At 53.8% G+C, this 18,366-nt stretch carries 12 protein-coding genes; 3 read left to right on the plus strand and 9 right to left on the minus strand.

The window, feature by feature from the left end:
• Window positions 1-221: 221 nt before the first annotated feature.
• Window positions 222-2,927, plus strand: a complete 2,706-nt coding sequence (gene malT, locus GF617_RS11265; protein WP_181621170.1) for an HTH-type transcriptional regulator MalT — start codon at window positions 222-224, stop codon at window positions 2,925-2,927.
• A gap of 61 nt (window positions 2,928-2,988) precedes the next feature.
• Here the strand turns inward: malT and GF617_RS11270 are convergent, their stop codons facing one another.
• From GF617_RS11270 to glpE, 3 genes are read right to left on the minus strand one after another with little or no spacing between them, the layout of a single operon-like run.
• Window positions 2,989-3,747, minus strand: a complete 759-nt coding sequence (locus GF617_RS11270) for a DeoR/GlpR family transcriptional regulator (RefSeq protein WP_181621171.1) — start codon at window positions 3,745-3,747, stop codon at window positions 2,989-2,991.
• A 15-nt stretch (window positions 3,748-3,762) separates the two neighbouring features.
• Window positions 3,763-4,593, minus strand: a complete 831-nt coding sequence (glpG, locus tag GF617_RS11275) for a rhomboid family intramembrane serine protease GlpG (RefSeq protein WP_181621173.1) — start codon at window positions 4,591-4,593, stop codon at window positions 3,763-3,765.
• Window positions 4,594-4,645: 52 nt separating this feature from the next.
• A complete protein-coding gene (gene glpE, locus GF617_RS11280; protein WP_203451695.1) occupies window positions 4,646-4,978 on the minus strand; it encodes a thiosulfate sulfurtransferase GlpE in 333 nt (110 codons plus the stop codon).
• A gap of 274 nt (window positions 4,979-5,252) precedes the next feature.
• On the opposite strand from glpE, the gene glpD reads away from it, so the two are divergent.
• The gene (gene glpD, locus GF617_RS11285; protein WP_181621175.1) at window positions 5,253-6,761 is read left to right on the plus strand and encodes a glycerol-3-phosphate dehydrogenase; all 1,509 of its coding nucleotides are present in this window, start codon (window positions 5,253-5,255) and stop codon (window positions 6,759-6,761) included.
• Window positions 6,762-6,839: 78 nt separating this feature from the next.
• On the opposite strand, the gene glgP is transcribed toward glpD, so the two are convergent.
• The 6 genes from glgP to asd all read right to left on the minus strand — a co-directional run bounded on the left by glgP (window position 6,840) and on the right by asd (window position 17,570).
• On the minus strand, window positions 6,840-9,287 hold the full coding sequence (glgP, locus tag GF617_RS11290) for a glycogen phosphorylase (protein ID WP_181621176.1): 2,448 nt from the start codon (window positions 9,285-9,287) through the stop codon (window positions 6,840-6,842).
• A gap of 18 nt (window positions 9,288-9,305) precedes the next feature.
• A complete protein-coding gene (gene glgA, locus GF617_RS11295) occupies window positions 9,306-10,739 on the minus strand; it encodes a glycogen synthase GlgA (RefSeq protein ID WP_181621177.1) in 1,434 nt (477 codons plus the stop codon).
• Complete coding sequence (gene glgC / locus GF617_RS11300; RefSeq protein WP_181621178.1) at window positions 10,739-12,034, minus strand: glucose-1-phosphate adenylyltransferase; 1,296 nt, start codon at window positions 12,032-12,034, stop codon at window positions 10,739-10,741. The genes glgA and glgC overlap by 1 nt, the downstream gene beginning before the upstream one ends.
• A 17-nt stretch (window positions 12,035-12,051) precedes the next feature.
• Window positions 12,052-14,025: a glycogen debranching protein GlgX gene (gene glgX, locus GF617_RS11305; RefSeq protein ID WP_203451696.1), complete on the minus strand. Its 1,974-nt coding sequence runs from the start codon at window positions 14,023-14,025 to the stop codon at window positions 12,052-12,054.
• The gene (glgB, locus tag GF617_RS11310) at window positions 14,022-16,208 is read right to left on the minus strand and encodes a 1,4-alpha-glucan branching enzyme (RefSeq protein ID WP_181621181.1); all 2,187 of its coding nucleotides are present in this window, start codon (window positions 16,206-16,208) and stop codon (window positions 14,022-14,024) included. Before glgB ends, glgX begins: the two co-directional genes overlap by 4 nt.
• Before the next feature lie 258 nt (window positions 16,209-16,466).
• A complete protein-coding gene (asd, locus tag GF617_RS11315) occupies window positions 16,467-17,570 on the minus strand; it encodes an aspartate-semialdehyde dehydrogenase (protein ID WP_203451697.1) in 1,104 nt (367 codons plus the stop codon).
• A 177-nt stretch (window positions 17,571-17,747) separates the two neighbouring features.
• On the opposite strand from asd, the gene GF617_RS11320 reads away from it, so the two are divergent.
• Complete coding sequence (locus GF617_RS11320) at window positions 17,748-18,341, plus strand: YhgN family NAAT transporter (RefSeq protein ID WP_181621184.1); 594 nt, start codon at window positions 17,748-17,750, stop codon at window positions 18,339-18,341.
• The last annotated feature ends 25 nt before the right edge of the window (window positions 18,342-18,366 follow it).

Here is an 18,366-nt window from a genome sequence, read left to right on the forward strand (position 1 = left end):
AAAGGGGTTTTAATAACTGGCTTAAAGCTGAAAGCTTTCCGGAACCCCCAGCCTAGCTGGGGGTTTTCTGTGCACAAATAATTTTGTGACAGAGTGCAAATTCAGAGGCACAAAACCCGGACATAACTTGCAATAGTTCCCTTTCTGGCCGACCTTATATCTATTAATTACGAAGCGCAAAAAAAATCAAATTCCTCGTTCCCCACAGTGAAGTGAAAAATATGTTGATTCCGTCCAAATTAAGTCGCCCGGTTCGTCTTGACCACACGGTGGTTCGCGAGCGTCTGTTGGCTAAACTTTCCGGCGCGCATAATTTCCGACTGGCGCTGGTTACGAGTCCTGCAGGTTATGGAAAAACAACGCTCATTTCGCAATGGGCAGCAGGGAAAAGCGATCTTGGCTGGTACTCCCTTGATGAGGGCGATAACCAGCAAGAGCGTTTTGCCAGTTACCTCATTGCGGCTATTCAGCAGGCAACCAACGGGCACTGTGTCACCAGCGAAGTCATGGTGCAAAAACGCCAATATGCGAGCCTGTCTTCGCTGTTCTCTCAACTCTTTATCGAACTTGCAGAGTGGCATCGCCCACTTTATGTGGTCATTGATGATTATCATCTGATCACCAATCCGGTCATCCATGAGTCCATGCGCTTCTTCCTGCGCCATCAGCCAGAGAACCTGACCCTGGTCGTACTGTCACGCAATCTGCCGCAACTGGGTATTGCTAACCTGCGTGTTCGCGATCAATTGCTGGAAGTCGGAAGCCAGCAGCTTGCCTTTACCCATCAGGAAGCTAAACAGTTCTTTGATTGTCGTCTGACGTCGCCTATTGAAGCAGCCGAAAGCAGTCGTCTTTGCGATGATGTCGCGGGTTGGGCCACCGCACTGCAGCTTATCGCCCTCTCCGCCCGCCAGAACAATAGCCCAACGCACCAGTCGGCGCGGCGTCTGGCCGGGATTAATGCCTCTCATCTGTCTGACTATCTGGTGGATGAAGTTCTGGACAGCGTTGACGCCTCAACACGCCAGTTTCTGCTGAAAAGTTCCCTTCTTCGTTCCATGAATGATGCGCTGATTGTGCGCGTCACGGGTATCGAAAACGGCCAGCTACAGCTCGAAGAGATCGAGCGTCAGGGGTTATTCCTGCAACGTATGGACGATCCTGGCGAATGGTTCTGCTACCACCCGTTGTTTGGCAACTTCTTACGCCAGCGTTGCCAGTGGGAACTTGCCGTTGAGCTACCTGAAATTCACCGCGCTGCCGCCGAAAGCTGGATGGCGCAAGGATTCCCAAGTGAAGCGATTCACCATGCGCTCGCCGCCGGTGATGCCAGTATGTTGCGCGATATCCTGCTCAATCACGCCTGGGGATTATTCAACCACAGCGAGCTGACGTTGCTCGAAGAGTCGTTAAAAGCCCTGCCGTGGGAAAGTCTGCTGGAAAATCCGCGTCTGGTCCTGTTGCAGGCCTGGCTGATGCAGAGCCAGCATCGCTACAGTGAAGTGAATACCCTGCTCGCCCGTGCTGAACAGGAAATGGAAAGTGAGATGGATGCCACGCTGCACGGCGAGTTTAATGCCTTGCGTGCGCAGGTAGCGATCAACGACGGCGATCAGGAAGAGGCTGAACGCCTGGCGATGGTCGCCCTCGACGAACTGCCGTTAGCTAACTTCTACAGCCGTATCGTCGCCACCTCGGTTCACGGCGAAGTATTGCACTGCAAAGGCGACCTCACGCGTTCACTTTCCCTGATGCAGCAAACAGAGCAGATGGCCCGCCGTCATGATGTCTGGCACTACGCGTTATGGAGCCTGATACAGCAAAGCGAAATCCTGTTCGCTCAGGGCTTCCTGCAGGCGGCCTGGGAAAACCAGGAGAAAGCGTTCCAGTTGATCCGCGATCAGCATCTGGAGCAGTTGCCGATGCATGAGTTCCTGCTGCGCATTCGCGCTCAACTGTTGTGGGCCTGGTCTCGCCTGGATGAAGCTGAAAGCTGCGCCCGCCAGGGTGTTGACGTGCTCTCAAGCTTCCAGCCCCAGCAGCAGTTGCAATGCCTGGCGTTGCTGGTGCAATGTTCTCTGGCACGCGGCGATCTGGACAATGCCCGTAACCACCTTAACCGTCTGGAAAACCTGCTGGGTAACGGTCAGTATCACAGTGACTGGGTCTCAAATGCCGATAAAGTCCGGGTGATTTACTGGCAAATGACCGGTGACAAAAAAGCCGCCGCCAACTGGCTGCGTCAGACGCCAAAGCCCGAGTTTGCGAATAACCATTTCCTGCAAAGCCAGTGGCGCAATATCGCGCGCGTCCAGATCCTGCTGGGTGAATTTGAGCCTGCAGAGATGGTGCTGGAGGAGTTGAACGAAAACGCACGCAGCCTGCGCCTGATGAGCGATCTGAATCGCAACCTGCTACTGCTCAACCAGCTTTACTGGCAGGCAGACCGCAAAAATGATGCACAGCGCGTATTGCTCGAAGCGCTACAGCTCGCGAACCGGACCGGATTCATCAGCCACTTTGTGATTGAAGGTGAGGTTATGGCACAGCAGTTACGCCAGCTTATTCAGCTCAATACGCTGCCGGAGCTGGACCAGCATCGTGCCCAGCGAATTTTGCGTGAGATTAACCAGCATCACCGTCACAAGTTTGCGCACTTTGATGAGAACTTTGTTGAACGTCTGCTGAACCACCCGGAAGTCCCGGAACTTATCCGCACCAGTCCGCTCACTCAGCGTGAATGGCAGGTTCTGGGGCTGATTTACTCTGGTTACAGCAACGAACAGATTGCCGGTGAACTGGCGGTTGCAGCGACCACCATCAAAACGCACATTCGTAATCTGTATCAGAAACTCGGTGTCGCGCATCGTCAGGATGCAGTGCAACATGCGCAGCAGCTGTTGAAGATGATGGGGTATGGCGTGTAGGTTCTTTGCGGCCTGTTGCCCTCACCGCCTCTCTTCCACAGGGAGAGAGGCGGCAGGCTTATCAGCACAGTTCTAGCTGCAAATTATTATCTTTAATCACCTGCAACACTCCCGCTGGCGGCATCACGTCGGTGTAGACGGCATCCACCATACTGATGCTGCCCATGTTTACCATCGCGTTACGGCCAAATTTAGAGTGGTCCACCACCAGCATAACGTGACGCGAATTCTCAATAATCGCGCGCTTCGTACGAACTTCGTGGTAATCAAACTCCAGCAGGGAACCATCACTATCGATGCCACTGATCCCCAGAATGCCGAAATCAAGACGGAACTGGGAGATGAAATCGAGCGTTGCCTCCCCAATAATCCCCCCGTCACGGCTACGCAGTTCTCCCCCCGCCAGAATGATGCGGAAATCATCTTTCTTCATCAGCGTATTGGCAACGTTCAGGTTGTTTGTCACCACACGCAGGTTCTCATGCTCCAGCAACGCATGGGCAACCGCTTCTGGCGTCGTCCCGATGTCGATAAACAGCGTTGCGCCATTCGGGATCTGGCTGGCGACTTTGCGGGCAATCCGTTCTTTTTCTGCTGTCTGTGTCGATTTACGGTCATGCCATGGGGTATTTACAGAACTGGATGGCAGAGCAGCCCCACCGTGGTGACGCAGAATGCGGTTTTGATCGGCCAGATCGTTCAGGTCACGACGAATCGTTTGTGGGCTCACCGCAAATTGCTCGACGAGCTCTTCGGTACTGACGTATCCCTGTTTTTTTACCAGATCGATAATGGCGTCATGACGTTGTGTTTGTTTCATGAAAAATCCCTGGAATTATGTTCGTTTCCGCGCATGCAGCGTATCAGCAAATGCCATTGCCAGCCCGACAGCCAGTCCGGTTACGTGCGCACCGTTGGCGATAGACATACCAAACAGATCAAACCATCCGGCGACTAACCATACTAATGCAAAGGTGATTAAACCGCGTTGCAGATAGATGCCGCTTTGCGGATCGCGCTCACCTCTGAGCCAGACATACCCCATTAAGGCATACACCACGCCAGAAAGCCCGCCAAACCATGGGCCACTGAATTTATGCTGCACATAACCGCTTAACAAGGCGCTGATTACCGTAATGACAATCAACTTACCGCTGCCCAGACGCTTTTCAACCGCGCCGCCGAGATACCACCACCACAGCAGGTTGAAAAGAATATGCATAACAGAAAAGTGCATCAGCGCGTGGGTAAAATAGCGCCAGACATCAAACTGCACAGAGGGATCGTAAGGCCAGGCCAGCAGCAACATTACCGGCTGATCGCCCACCACGTTCATAATAATGAACACCAGGATACAAGCGGCCATCAGCAGCAGCGTAAAGGGGCCTGCGCGTTCACGTACCGTGGCAATAAAAGGAAAACGGCGATAGTGCAATCCGCTGCCCGTATGGCCAGATTGCCAGCTTGCCGCCAGATAGCGAGGGTCTGCGGGGTTCTCAAGGAAACGCGCCAGCTCAGCGTTTACACGCTCAGCCTGGCTTTCGTCAGCCAGCCAGACATCAGTCTGTGTATGTTGCTGGACGGTCAGAATAACGCCCTGCGTCGCCATATAATCGACAAACGCCTGGGCGACGCGCGGGTTGGTAAAAGAGGTAATCATCAGCATCGCAGCAGTCGCTTATTTCCACACAAAAGGGGACAGTATAGAGCGAATGGTTTTAGCCGCCAAACGCGTACTCAACTTCTGCCGGGAAATGGCGATGCCAGGCGTCAAAGCCGCCGTCGACACTATAAACCGCATCATAACCTTGCTGGAGCAGATACTGCGCCGCCCCCTTGCTGCTGTTGCCGTGGTAGCACATCACCATCACCGGCGTTTCGAAGTCGTTATCGCGCATAAACGCGCCCAGAGAGTCGTTAGTCAGATGAAATGCGCCCGGCGTATGGCCCATAGCGAAACTTTGCGGATCACGAATATCCACCAGCACCGCCGTTCCCTGGTGCATTTTCTGATGGGCTTCTTCTACGTTAATACATTCAAAATGATCCATGCTGTTCTCTTTACATTATTCAGGTTGGGTGCGGTCTGATGCTCTCACCCCGGCCCTCTCCCTTCAAGGAAGAAGGAGCAAATCATTCCCTCGTCCGTCTGGGGAGAGGAGGCATTATTTTACCCTCTAGTGTACGTCCTGGCGGCGGGTAAACGCCATTATGTTATCCATATCACTCTAAATTGTTTTTTTGATGTTACCAAAAGCGCGAGCCTTTGCTATTATGAGCGATATCGAACATTTTTGAGCTTTAACGAAAGTGCATGAGGGTGACATGGAAACCAAAGATCTGATTGTAATAGGCGGTGGCATCAACGGTGCAGGTATTGCAGTCGATGCCGCAGGACGCGGGTTATCGGTACTGATGCTGGAAGCCAACGATCTCGCCTGTGCGACATCGTCCGCCAGCTCAAAACTGATCCACGGAGGCCTGCGCTACCTGGAACACTACGAGTTTCGCCTCGTCAGTGAGGCGCTGGCAGAACGTGAAGTTCTGTTGAAAATGGCTCCCCATCTGGCCATCCCGATGCGCTTTCGTCTTCCCCACCGTCCACACCTCCGTCCGGCATGGATGATCCGCATTGGGCTGTTTATGTACGATCACCTGGGTAAACGCACCAGCCTGCCGGGCTCAGGTGGTTTGCGTTTTGGCTCAGAATCAGTGCTTAAACCTGAAATCGTGCGCGGATTCGAATATTCCGACTGTTGGGTGGATGATGCCCGTCTGGTTCTTGCCAATGCGCAGATGGTGCAGAAGAAAGGCGGTGAAGTGAAAACCCGCACTCGTGCAACGGCAGCCCGCCGTGAAAACGGCCTGTGGATTGTTGAAGCGGAAGATGTCGATACCGGCGAGAAATTCAGCTGGAAAGCACGCGGTCTGGTGAATGCTACCGGCCCGTGGGTGAAACAGTTCTTTGACGATGGCATGCACCTGCCTTCCCCATACGGGATCCGCCTGATTAAAGGCAGCCATATTGTCGTGCCGCGCGTACACACCCAAAAACAGGCCTACATCCTGCAAAACGAAGATAAGCGCATTGTGTTTGTCATTCCGTGGATGGACGAGTTCTCGATCATCGGCACAACCGATGTGGAGTACAAAGGCGACCCGAAAAATGTCGAGATCGATGAGAGCGAGATTAACTACCTGCTGAAAGTGTACAACGCCCACTTTAAGAAACAGCTGGCCCGCAATGATATCGTCTGGACCTATTCAGGCGTGCGTCCGTTGTGCGATGACGAATCCGACTCTCCACAGGCAATCACGCGCGACTACACGCTCGATATTCATGATGTCGATGGTCAGGCTCCCCTGCTTTCTGTATTTGGCGGGAAGCTCACAACCTATCGCAAGCTGGCCGAGCATGCGCTGGAAAAACTGGTTCCGTACTATAAAGGCATCGGCCCGGCGTGGACCAAAGGCGCGGTACTGCCTGGTGGTGAAATCGGCGGCAACCGGGATGACTTTGCGGCGAAGCTGCGCCGTCGTTACCCGTTCATTACCGAATCCATGGCTCGCCATTATGCCCGCACCTATGGCAGCAACACCGAGTGGATTTTGGGCGAGGCAAAAGAGATCTCCGACCTGGGCGAGCATTTCGGACACGAGCTGTACGAAGCAGAGCTGCGCTATCTGGTTGAACACGAATGGGTGCGCCGACTGGATGATGCTATCTGGCGTCGTACCAAAGAAGGGATGTGGCTGAATGCTGAACAGCAGTCTCGCGTGGCCCAGTGGTTGCTGCAACATGCGGGAAAGCGTGAGCTGTCGTTAGCGTCGTAATACGTTCGGCCTTATGCCCTCTCCCGTTGGGAGAGGGCGCAAACATTAAAAGCGGCAACCAGGGTTGCCGCTTTGCTTTTACAACCGCACAGGATCGATATGCCAAATTGTCTCGGCGTACTCTTTAATGGTCCTGTCAGACGAGAAATACCCCATATTGGCGATGTTATACATCGCGGCACTGGTCCACTTCTCCTGCTGGCGGTAAAGCTCATCCACCTTGTCCTGACAGTCCACGTAGCTGCGGTAATCCGCCAGTACCTGGTAGTGATCGCCAAAGTTAATCAGTGAATCCACGAGATCACGGTAGCGGCCAGGTTCTTCTGGGTTAAACAACCCGGTAGCGATTTGCGTCAACACTTCACGGAGCTCTTCATCCTGCTCGTAAAAATCGCGCGGTTTGTAGCCCTTCTTACGCAATGCCTCCACTTCTTCCGCCGTATTACCAAAGATAAAGATGTTGTCTGCCCCAACATGCTCCAGCATCTCAACGTTTGCACCATCCAGCGTACCGATAGTCAGCGCACCGTTCAGGGCAAATTTCATGTTGCTGGTCCCGGAAGCTTCCGTCCCGGCGAGTGAAATCTGCTCTGAGAGATCTGCCGCCGGAATGATCAACTGCGCCAGGCTCACGCTGTAGTTCGGGATAAACACAATCTTCAGCTTATCGCCAATCTGCGGATCGTTATTCACCACTTTGGCCACATCATTGATGAGATGAATAATGTGCTTCGCCATGTAGTACGCCGAGGCGGCCTTACCGGCAAAGATGTTCACGCGTGGAACCCACTCGGCATCAGGATCGGCCTTGATCCGGTTATAGCGGGTGATCACATGCAACACATTCATCAGTTGACGTTTGTATTCATGAATACGTTTGATCTGTACATCAAACAACGCTTTCGGGTTCGCCACTACGTTGAGATGCATCGCCAGGTATACTGACAGGCGCTTTTTGTTCAGCAGTTTGGCTTCACGCACAGCTTTATTCACCGTCGGGAAATCAATGTGCTGCTCAAGCTCGCTCAACTGACCTAAATCCGTACGCCATGTTCGACCGATGTTTTCATCCAGAACTTCCGATAACGGTTTATTAGCCAGCGCCAGCCAGCGACGTGGGGTGACGCCGTTGGTCACGTTGCAGAAACGCGTCGGGAAAATTTTGGCGAAATCGGCAAATAACGACTGCACCATCAGGTTGGAGTGCAATTCAGATACCCCATTCACCTTGTGGCTGATCACCACCGCCAGCCAGGCCATGCGTACACGGCGGCCATTGGACTCATCAATGATCGACGCACGGCTCAGCAGGCCGGTGTCGTTCGGATACTGTTCCTGAAGCGTTTTCAGGAAGTAGTCGTTAATTTCAAAGATGATTTGCAGGTGACGCGGCAGAATTTTGCCCAGCATATCGACAGGCCAGGTTTCCAGCGCTTCACTCATCAGCGTGTGGTTGGTGTAGGAGAAGACCTGGCAGGTCACTTCAAACGCGTCATCCCAGCTGAACTTGTGCTCGTCAATCAGCAGGCGCATCAACTCAGGAATCGACAGCACCGGGTGGGTGTCATTCAGGTGGATAGCGGTTTTTTCCGCGAGGTTGTTGTAGGTTTTGTGCAACTGGTAGTGACGGCTCAGGATGTCCTGAATCGTCGAGGAGACCAGGAAATACTCCTGCCGCAGACGCAGTTCACGCCCGGAGTTGGTGGAGTCATCCGGGTAGAGCACACGAGATACGTTTTCGGAGTGGTTTTTATCTTCCACTGCGGCGAAGTAGTCGCCCTGGTTAAATTTACCCAGGTTGATCTCGCTACTGGCCTGGGCACTCCACAGGCGTAGCGTGTTGGTGGCATCGGTATCGTAGCCCGGAATGATCTGATCGTAGGCAACAGCCAGGATCTCTTCGGTTTCAACCCAGCGTGATTTTTTCCCTTCCTGCTGAATTCGGCCACCAAAGCGCACTTTATAACGGGTGTTGTGGCGTTTGAACTCCCACGGGTTGCCATACTCCAGCCAGTAGTCCGGAGACTCTTTCTGGCGTCCGTCGACGATATTTTGTTTGAACATGCCGTAATCATAACGGATGCCATACCCACGGCCCGGCAGCGCAAGCGTCGCCAACGAATCGAGGAAACAGGCTGCGAGACGGCCCAAGCCACCGTTGCCAAGACCGGGGTCGTTCTCTTCGTCTATCAGCTCTTCTAAATCCAGCCCCATCTCTTCCAGCGCATTTTTCACATCGTCATAGATACCCAGCGACAACAGTGCGTTGGAGAGCGTACGGCCAATCAAAAACTCCATCGACAGGTAGTAAACCTGGCGTGTTTCCTGTGATAACTGCGCGCGGTTGGAGCGCAGCCAGCGTTCAACTAAACGGTCACGCACCGCAAACAGTGTGGCGTTCAGCCACTCGTGTTTATTGGCGATAACCGGATCTTTCCCGATGGTGAACATCAGCTTATAGGCGATGGAGTGCTTCAACGCCTCAATACTGAGTGTGGGTGAAGAGTAGCTAAAAGGTGCATTCATATCTGTGACTCCGCCTCGTTACATCAAGCGTTGATAGAGATCGCGGTATGACTGCGCCGCAACGTGCCAACTAAAATCCATGGCCATCGCCTGGCGTTGAACGTAACGCCACAAAGAAGGACGGGACCACAATACGAAAGCACGCCGAATCGCCCGAAGTAGCGACCAGGCATTACTGTCTTCAAAAACAAACCCGCTGGCGATTCCGTCCGCCAGATTTTCCAGTGAACTGTCAGACACGGTATCCGCCAGCCCGCCGGTCCGTCGCACCAGCGGCAACGTGCCGTATTTCAGCCCGTACAACTGCGTCAGACCACAAGGCTCAAAGCGGCTCGGTACGAGGATCACATCAGCACCGCCCATAATGCGGTGTGAAAAGGCTTCGTGATAACCGATCTGCACCCCAACCTGACCCGGATGTTCCGCTGCGGCAGCGAGGAAACCTTCCTGCAACACCGGATCGCCTGCACCCAGCAGCGCCAACTGGCCTCCCTGCTCCAGTAACCCCGGCAGGGCTTCCAGCACCAGATCCAGCCCTTTTTGACTGGTCAGGCGGCTCACCACGGCAAACAGCGGCGCTTTGTCATTCACCTTCAGCCCCATCGCAATTTGCAACTGACGCTTGTTTTCGGCCTTATCTTCGACCGAATCCCGGCCATAGCGTGAAGCCAACAGAAGGTCGGTTTCCGGGCTCCAGATTTTTTCATCAACGCCGTTCAGAATTCCCGAGAGTCGTCCTTCACGATGACGCTGACTGAGCAACCCTTCCAGACCATAGCCAAACTGTGCTTCGGTAATTTCACGGGCATACGTCGGGCTAACCGCCGTAATGTGGTCGGCGTAGTACAGCCCGGCTTTCAGGAAGGAAATCTGTCCCTTAAATTCCAGGCCGTGCATGTTATAGAACGACCATGGCAGATCGATGTCATTCATATGATGGGCGTAATACATGCCCTGATACGCCAGATTGTGCACCGTAAAGACCGATTTGGCGGGATGACCACGCGCCGCCAGATAAGCAGGGGCAAGCCCCGCATGCCAGTCATGCGCATGTACCACATCAGGACGCCAGAACGGGTCCAGTCCGACGGCCATTTCCGCCCCCACCCAGCCCAGTAACGCAAACCGCAGCACGTTATCCGGGTAGGCGAACAGGTTGGTATCGTGGTACGGACTGCCCGGTCTGTTGTATAAATGCGGCGCGTCAATCAGGTAAATACCTACGCCATTGTAATGTCCAAACAGCAATGTAATACGCCCGGCAAAGGTATCGCGACGGGTCACAACCTGAGCATCAGGAATACCGCGTCGGATATCCGGAAAAGCGGGAAGCAGGACTCGTGCATCCACACCACCGGCAATTTGTGCTGCCGGCAGTGCGCCAATGACATCTGCCAGACCGCCCGTTTTCAATAACGGGAACATCTCTGAACATACGTGTAAAACCTGCATTATCGCTCCTGTTTGACCTGCAGTTTCCGCAGCATTTCACGTGTAACCAGTACGATACCTTCCTCGGAGCGGTAGAAACGGCGCGCATCCTCTTCCGCATTCTCCCCAATCACCATCCCTTCAGGAATGACGCAGGCACGGTCAATCACGCAACGGCGTAAGCGGCACGAACGCCCTACCCAGACATCCGGCAACAATACTGCCGAATCGATATTACAGAATGAGTTCACACGCACGCGTGGGAACAGCACGGACTGCACCACCACAGATCCAGAGATAATGCACCCGCCAGAGACCAGCGAGTTCAGCGTCATGCCGTGGCTACCCGAACGGTCCTGCACGAATTTGGCTGGCGGGAGTGATTCCATGTGGGTGCGAATCGGCCAGTTCTGATCGTACATATCCAGTTCAGGTGTGACGGATGCCAGATCGAGGTTTGCTTTCCAGTATGCTTCCAGTGTTCCCACATCGCGCCAGTAAGGTTCAGAGTTCGGATCTGACTGTACGCAGGACAATGGGAAAGGATGTGCATAAGCCATGCCAGCTTTGGTGATTTTCGGAATGATATCCTTACCGAAATCATGGCTGGACTGTTCATCCCCGTCATCGGCTTCCAGCAACTCATAAAGGTAATCTGCATCAAAGATATAGATCCCCATGCTGGCCAGCGATTTGGTTGCATCCCCCGGCATTGCAGGCGGATTAGCGGGTTTTTCAACGAATTCGATGATCTTGTCGTTTTCATCAACAGCCATCACACCAAATGCCTTTGCCTCTTCAATAGGCACAGGCATACAAGCCACGGTGCAACGTGCCCCTTTTTCGACATGGTCGATCAACATGCGCGAGTAATCTTGCTTGTAGATATGGTCACCCGCGAGGATCACGATGTATTCGGCGTTATAGCGGCGAATAATGTCGAGGTTTTGCGTTACCGCATCTGCCGTCCCGCGATACCAGTTTTCACCGTGTACACGCTGTTGGGCAGGAAGCAGATCGACAAACTCATTCATCTGTTCGCTAAAGAAAGACCAGCCACGCTGGATGTGTTGTACCAGCGTGTGGGACTGGTATTGGGTGATTACGCCAATGCGGCGAATACCTGAGTTCAGACAGTTGGACAGTGCAAAATCGATAATACGAAATTTACCGCCAAAATGGACGGCAGGTTTGGCGCGTTTGATCGTCAAATCTTTCAGACGAGTACCGCGACCACCAGCAAGTATCAGGGCAACAGATTTTAATGGGAGCTGGCGCGCCAACATTAACGGATCGTTCTTATCTAATCTAACCATGACTAACTCCTTTTTTATCATCTCTGGAACACGCACACTCCGTGCGCAGGCCCATGCCAGACTGCCATTACGACCGGGTTATCCTCTCCGGCAAAAGGGGGAATGGCGTGCCACGCCCCATCAGGTAATACAAAATTAACCACGTCCTGCGTGGCGTTTAACGTGATAAGCCAGCGTTCCGAAAGCAGGATTTGCAGGCATGGCATTCCGCTTTGCCACTCTTCTGCACTCAGTGGCTGCGCCTCTTTGTTTAGCCAGACAACGTTGCCATCGCCCTCTTCCCACCACTGGTTGGCGGTGAGCGCAGGTATGGTCTGTCGCAGGCGAATCAGTGCAGCAGTGAAATGCACCAGGCCGCTGTTCGCCTGTTCCCACGCCAGCCAGGTTAAGGTGTTATCCTGGCAATACGCGTTGTTGTTGCCATGCTGACTGTGACCATGCTCATCGCCCGCCAGCAGCATAGGCGTCCCTTGCGAAAGCAGCAGCGTCGTAAGCAACGCATGGATGCTGGCGCGTCGCCGCTCAATAACATCCTGACTCCCGCCTAATCCTTCTATACCATGGTTGGAGCTATGGTTATTGTTAGTGCCATCGCGATTTTCTTCGCCATTTGCCTCATTATGTTTCTGATTGAAACAAACACAGTCGCGTAGGGTAAAACCGTCGTGCGCTGTCACCAGATTGATGGTGGCAGAGGGTAACTTTCCATCACGTTTGAACAGGTCGCTGGAGGCCGCAAAGCGCCCGGCAAACTCACCCAACGACAGATTTCTCTCCAGCCAGAAACGACGTGTGGCATCGCGATAATGATCGTTCCACTCGGCAAACAGCGGCGGGAAATTCCCCACCTGATAACCCCCCTCACCAATGTCCCACGGCTCGGCTATCAGCTTGACCCGCGACAGCACAGGACAATGTTTAATGGCCTCAAACAGCGGTGCTTGCTGGGTAAACGCTGGCGTACGCCCCATGACAGACGCCAAATCGAAACGGAAACCATCGATGTGATACGTTTCGACCCAATATTTCAGGCATTCATACGCATAATGCGTCACCGCAGGATGGCTCAGGTTGAGCGTGTTACCGCAACCGGTCCAGTTGTAGTAATCGCCATCCTCCCTGATCCAATAATAGCTACGGTTATCAATTCCGCGCAGGGAGAGCGTTGGCCCATCGAGATCGCTTTCCGCGCTGTGGTTCAGCACCACATCCAGAATGACCTCAATACCCGCCTGGTGCAGCGCCTTCACCGCATCGCGGAACTCATCTCTGGCTTTTTCAGGCTGGGTGGCATAGCGCGGTTCAAGCGCAAACATAGCCAACGGGTTGTAGCCCCAGTAGTTACTCAGCCCCAGCCGCTGCAGCCGCGGTTCACTGCTGAAATGCGCCACGGGCAGCAGTTCCAGTGCGGTGATCCCGAGGTGTTTTAGATACGCAATCATCACCGGATGGGCGAGCGCTTTATACGTTCCGCGCATCTCTTTGGGAATTGACGGATGCAGGTACGTCAGCCCTTTGACGTGCGCTTCGTAGATCACCGTATTGCCCCACGGCGTATCAGGCGAAGCGTCATCTTCCCAGTCATAGAGATCGCTCACGACAACACTTTTCGGCACGATTGATGCACTGTCCCGGTGATCGGGTTCACCGTACCCCACGTGCAGCACCGGGTCGTCTTTTAGATCGCCATCGACGCGATGCGCGCAAGGGTCAATCAGCAGTTTCGCCGAATTAAACCAGTGCCCCTGCGACGGTTCCCACGGGCCGTGAACGCGAAAGCCGTAATGCATCCCCGGCCTTCCCCCGGCCAGATACCCGTGCCAGGTATCCCCTGTGCGAGCTGGCAAGTCATAACGATGTTCGTTACCTTCGCCGTCAAACACACAGAGTTCAACTCGCTCCGCATGGGCAGAAAAGAGGGTAAAGTTCACCCCCTTTCCATCAAAACGTGCCCCGAGCGGCTCGGGTCTACCTGTCGTGAGTTGCGTCATTCCCCCTCCCGAACCAGCCAGATAGTGCTCAAAGGTGGCAGCGTCAGGCTTAGCGAGTTCGGACGTCCGTGGCTTTCAATCGCATCGCTTTGTACCAGGCCACCGTTACCGGCATTACTGCCGTGATAGTGCATAGAATCGGTATTCAGCACTTCGCGCCATTTGCCCGGCTGGTTAATGCCGAAGCGGTAGTGATGGCGTGGTACAGGCGTAAAGTTGCTGGCGACGATAATTTCGTTGCCCGCTTTATCCCGGCGAACAAAAACAAACACCGAGCGCTCGTGGTCATCCACCACCAGCCACTCAAAACCATACGAATCAAAGTCGAGCTCGTGCAGCGCTTTATGGTGACGATAAGTGTGGTTCAGGTCGCGCACCAGACGCTGTACACCGTGATGCCAGTTGTCACCCCCTTCCAGCAGATGCCAGTCAAGGCTTGAGTCGTGGTTCCACTCGCGCCCCTGAGCAAACTCATTGCCCATGAACAGCAGTTTTTTACCAGGGAAGGCGAACATCCAGCCATAGTAAGCGCGCAGGTTGGCGAACTTCTGCCACGCGTCACCCGGCATGCGGTCGAGAATGGATTTTTTGCCATGAACCACTTCGTCGTGAGACAGCGGCAACATAAAGTTTTCGGTGTTGTTGTAGAGCATCCCGAAGGTGAGCTTATCGTGATGATACTGACGATGAACCGGGTCGAGTTTCATGTAGTCGAGCGTGTCATGCATCCAGCCCAGGTTCCATTTGTACCAGAACCCCAGCCCTCCCATTGACGGTGGACGAGAGACACCAGGAAAATCGGTCGACTCCTCTGCCATCGTCACCGCGCCCTCAACCTGTTCACCGAGAATACGGTTGGTATTACGCAGGAATTCGATAGCTTCCAGATTTTCACGACCACCATATTCATTCGGGATCCACTCGCCCTCTTTACGGCTGTAATCGCGATAGATCATCGACGCCACGGCATCGACACGCAGGGCATCAATGCCGAAGCGTTCGATCCAGTACAGCGCATTCCCGACGAGATAGTTCGTCACTTCACGACGACCATAGTTGTAAATCAGGGTATTCCAGTCCTGGTGGTAACCTTCACGCGGGTCGCTGTGCTCGTATAAATGCGTACCGTCAAACTCGGCCAAACCAAATGCATCCGACGGGAAATGACCCGGAACCCAGTCGAGGATCACGTTCAGCCCGGCAGCGTGTGCGGCACTGATAAAATAGCGGAAGTCATCACGCGTCCCGAAGCGGCGTGTTGGCGCATACAGCCCGGTAGGCTGATAACCCCAGCTACCGTCGAACGGATGTTCATTAACCGGCAGCAGCTCCAGGTGGGTAAACCCCATCCATTTGGCATACGGCACAAGCTGATCGGCTAACTCGCGATAGCTGAGCCAGAAGTTGTTATCCGTGTGGCGTCGCCAGGAACCGAGATGGACTTCATAGACAGAGATGGGCGCGTCAAAGCGGTTTGCCTGTTTACGTTCCTCACTCTGGGTAATTTTTTCCGGCAGACCACAAATCAACGAGGCGGTATCCGGCCGCATCTGTGCTTCGAAAGCATACGGGTCAGCCTTAATTCGCAGCTTACCGTGTGCATCGATCATCTCAAATTTATAGAGCTGACCATTGTGTGCGCCAGGGATAAACAGCTCCCAGATACCGGTTTCGCGACGCAGGCGCATAGGGTGACGGCGGCCATCCCAGTAGTTGAATTGTCCGACAACAGAAACGCGTTGTGCATTAGGCGCCCACACAGCAAACCGTGTCCCGGTGACGCCATCCATTGTATCGGCATGCGCACCCAACGTTTCATAGGGACGTAAATGTGTACCTTCAGACAACAGCCAGGCATCCATCTCTTGTAACAGAGGGCCAAAGCTGTAGGGATCATCAATCAGATTTTGCTGGCCATGCCAGACAACGGCAAGCTGATAACGGAAAGGGTTTTTACGACGGGGCATGATGCCCGAAAAGAAGCCGCGCGAGTCGAGGCATTCCAGTTGGCCGACTTTACGCCCGGTTTTAGGTTCAATGACCCAGACTTCTGTGGCGTCCGGTAACAAAGCCCGGACCTCCAGTCCAGCCTCTGTCTGGTGCATCCCCAGAACAGAAAAAGGGTCGGCAAAATGACCCGCAATAAGCGCATTAATCACGTCTCTATCCATACGATCGGACATGGTGTTCTTCCTGTTTTTTTGAGATCGCTCCCTTTTAAGCGCGCGGAAACGTCTCTTTTATGATGACCTGAACGGGGCAGCACTAATTTGTGCATCCTTTCTGCTCCGTCCTACCTCCAGGCAAAATGTAAAACATCCTGCTTAAAGCATAGCCAACGCTCTAAATGGCTCCTGATAAAAAATAAGACATACGCGTTTTACTCCATGTATTACGCAAAAAAAGGGGGCGACAATCCCCCCCCACTCTATAACAAATTATTACGCCAGCTGGCGCAGCATGCGGCGCAGCGGCTCAGCAGCGCCCCACAAAAGCTGGTCGCCGACGGTGAACGCGGACAGGAATTCTGGCCCCATGTTCAGTTTGCGCAGACGTCCCACTGGGGTAGTCAATGTGCCAGTAACGGCAGCCGGGGTCAGTTCGCGCATAGTGATATCACGATCGTTCGGAATCACTTTCGCCCACGGGTTGTGCGCGGCCAGCAGTTCTTCCACGGTCGGAATAGACACATCTTTTTTCAGTTTAATGGTGAATGCCTGACTGTGGCAGCGCAGTGCGCCGATACGCACGCACAGACCATCAACCGGGATCGCCGAAGCCGTATTGAGAATTTTGTTGGTCTCGGCCTGGCCCTTCCACTCTTCACGGGTCTGGCCGTTATCCAGCTGTTTGTCGATCCACGGGATCAGGCCACCGGCCAGCGGTACGCCAAAGTTATCCACTGGCAGGTCGCCGCTGCGGGTCAACTGGGTGACTTTACGTTCGATATCAAGAATTGCGGACGCCGGGTTTGCCAGTTCGTTTGCAACGCTGTGGTGCAACTGGCCCATCTGAGTCAGCAGTTCGCGCATGTGGCGTGCGCCGCCGCCGGAAGCCGCCTGGTATGTTGCAACAGACACCCATTCAACCAGATCCTGGGCGAACAGACCGCCGAGGGACATCAGCATCAGGCTGACGGTACAGTTACCGCCGACAAAGGTTTTTACGCCGTTGTTCAGACCATCGGTGATCACACCCTGGTTAACCGGGTCGAGAATAATGATGGCATCGTCTTTCATGCGCAGCGAAGAGGCCGCGTCAATCCAGTAGCCCTGCCAGCCGCTTTCACGCAGCTTTGGATAGATTTCGTTGGTATAATCGCCGCCCTGGCACGTGACAATAATGTCGAGTGCCTTCAGCGCTTCCAGATCGTAAGCATCCTGCAACGTGCCTGTGCTACCACCAAAAGATGGCGCAGCCTGGCCAAGCTGAGAAGTGGAGAAGAAGACCGGGCGGATGGCGTCGAAATCGCGCTCTTCAACCATGCGTTGCATGAGTACAGAGCCGACCATACCGCGCCAGCCGATAAAACCAACGTTTTTCATAGCATTTTTTTCCTGCAGAGGTGTGTGCTGTTTGTGCAAGCCAGTATTGAACTGGGATATGCTTCACATTACAAAATGCTGCCAAAGTCGCAAGCGAAATTAATCGATGATTGCCCGTCAATCAGAAAAAGAGCTAATCATCGGAATAACACTACTAAGTATCAGGGATAATTTAAGATGAGTGAAATCATTTCCGCCGCGGTTTTATTGATCCTGATTATGGATCCACTCGGAAACCTGCCTATCTTTATGTCGGTGCTGAAGCACACCGAACCCAAGCGCCGCCGGGCGATCATGATCCGTGAACTGCTCATCGCCCTGTTGGTGATGTTTATCTTTCTGTTCGCCGGCGAAAAGATTCTCGCGTTCCTGAATTTGCGCGCCGAAACGGTCTCAATTTCCGGCGGGATTATTCTGTTCCTGATTGCCATCAAGATGATTTTTCCAGGCGCTGAAGGGAGCAGCAGTGGCCTGCCTGCGGGTGAAGAGCCGTTCATTGTGCCGCTGGCTATTCCTCTGGTCGCCGGGCCGACGATTCTGGCGACGCTGATGCTGCTTTCGCATCAATACCCGAACCAGATGAGCCATCTGGTCATTGCACTGCTGATCGCCTGGGGCGGGACCTTTATCATCCTGCTGCAGTCGTCGCTGTTCCTGCGCCTGCTGGGTGAGAAAGGGGTGAATGCGCTGGAACGCCTGATGGGGTTGATTCTGGTGATGATGGCGACGCAAATGTTCCTGGATGGGATCCGGGCGTGGATGAAGAGTTAACCTTCTCCCTCTCCCCCGTGAGAGA

The sequence above is a fragment of the Lelliottia sp. RWM.1 genome, assembly GCF_016859735.1.
GTDB lineage: Bacteria > Pseudomonadota > Gammaproteobacteria > Enterobacterales > Enterobacteriaceae > Enterobacter.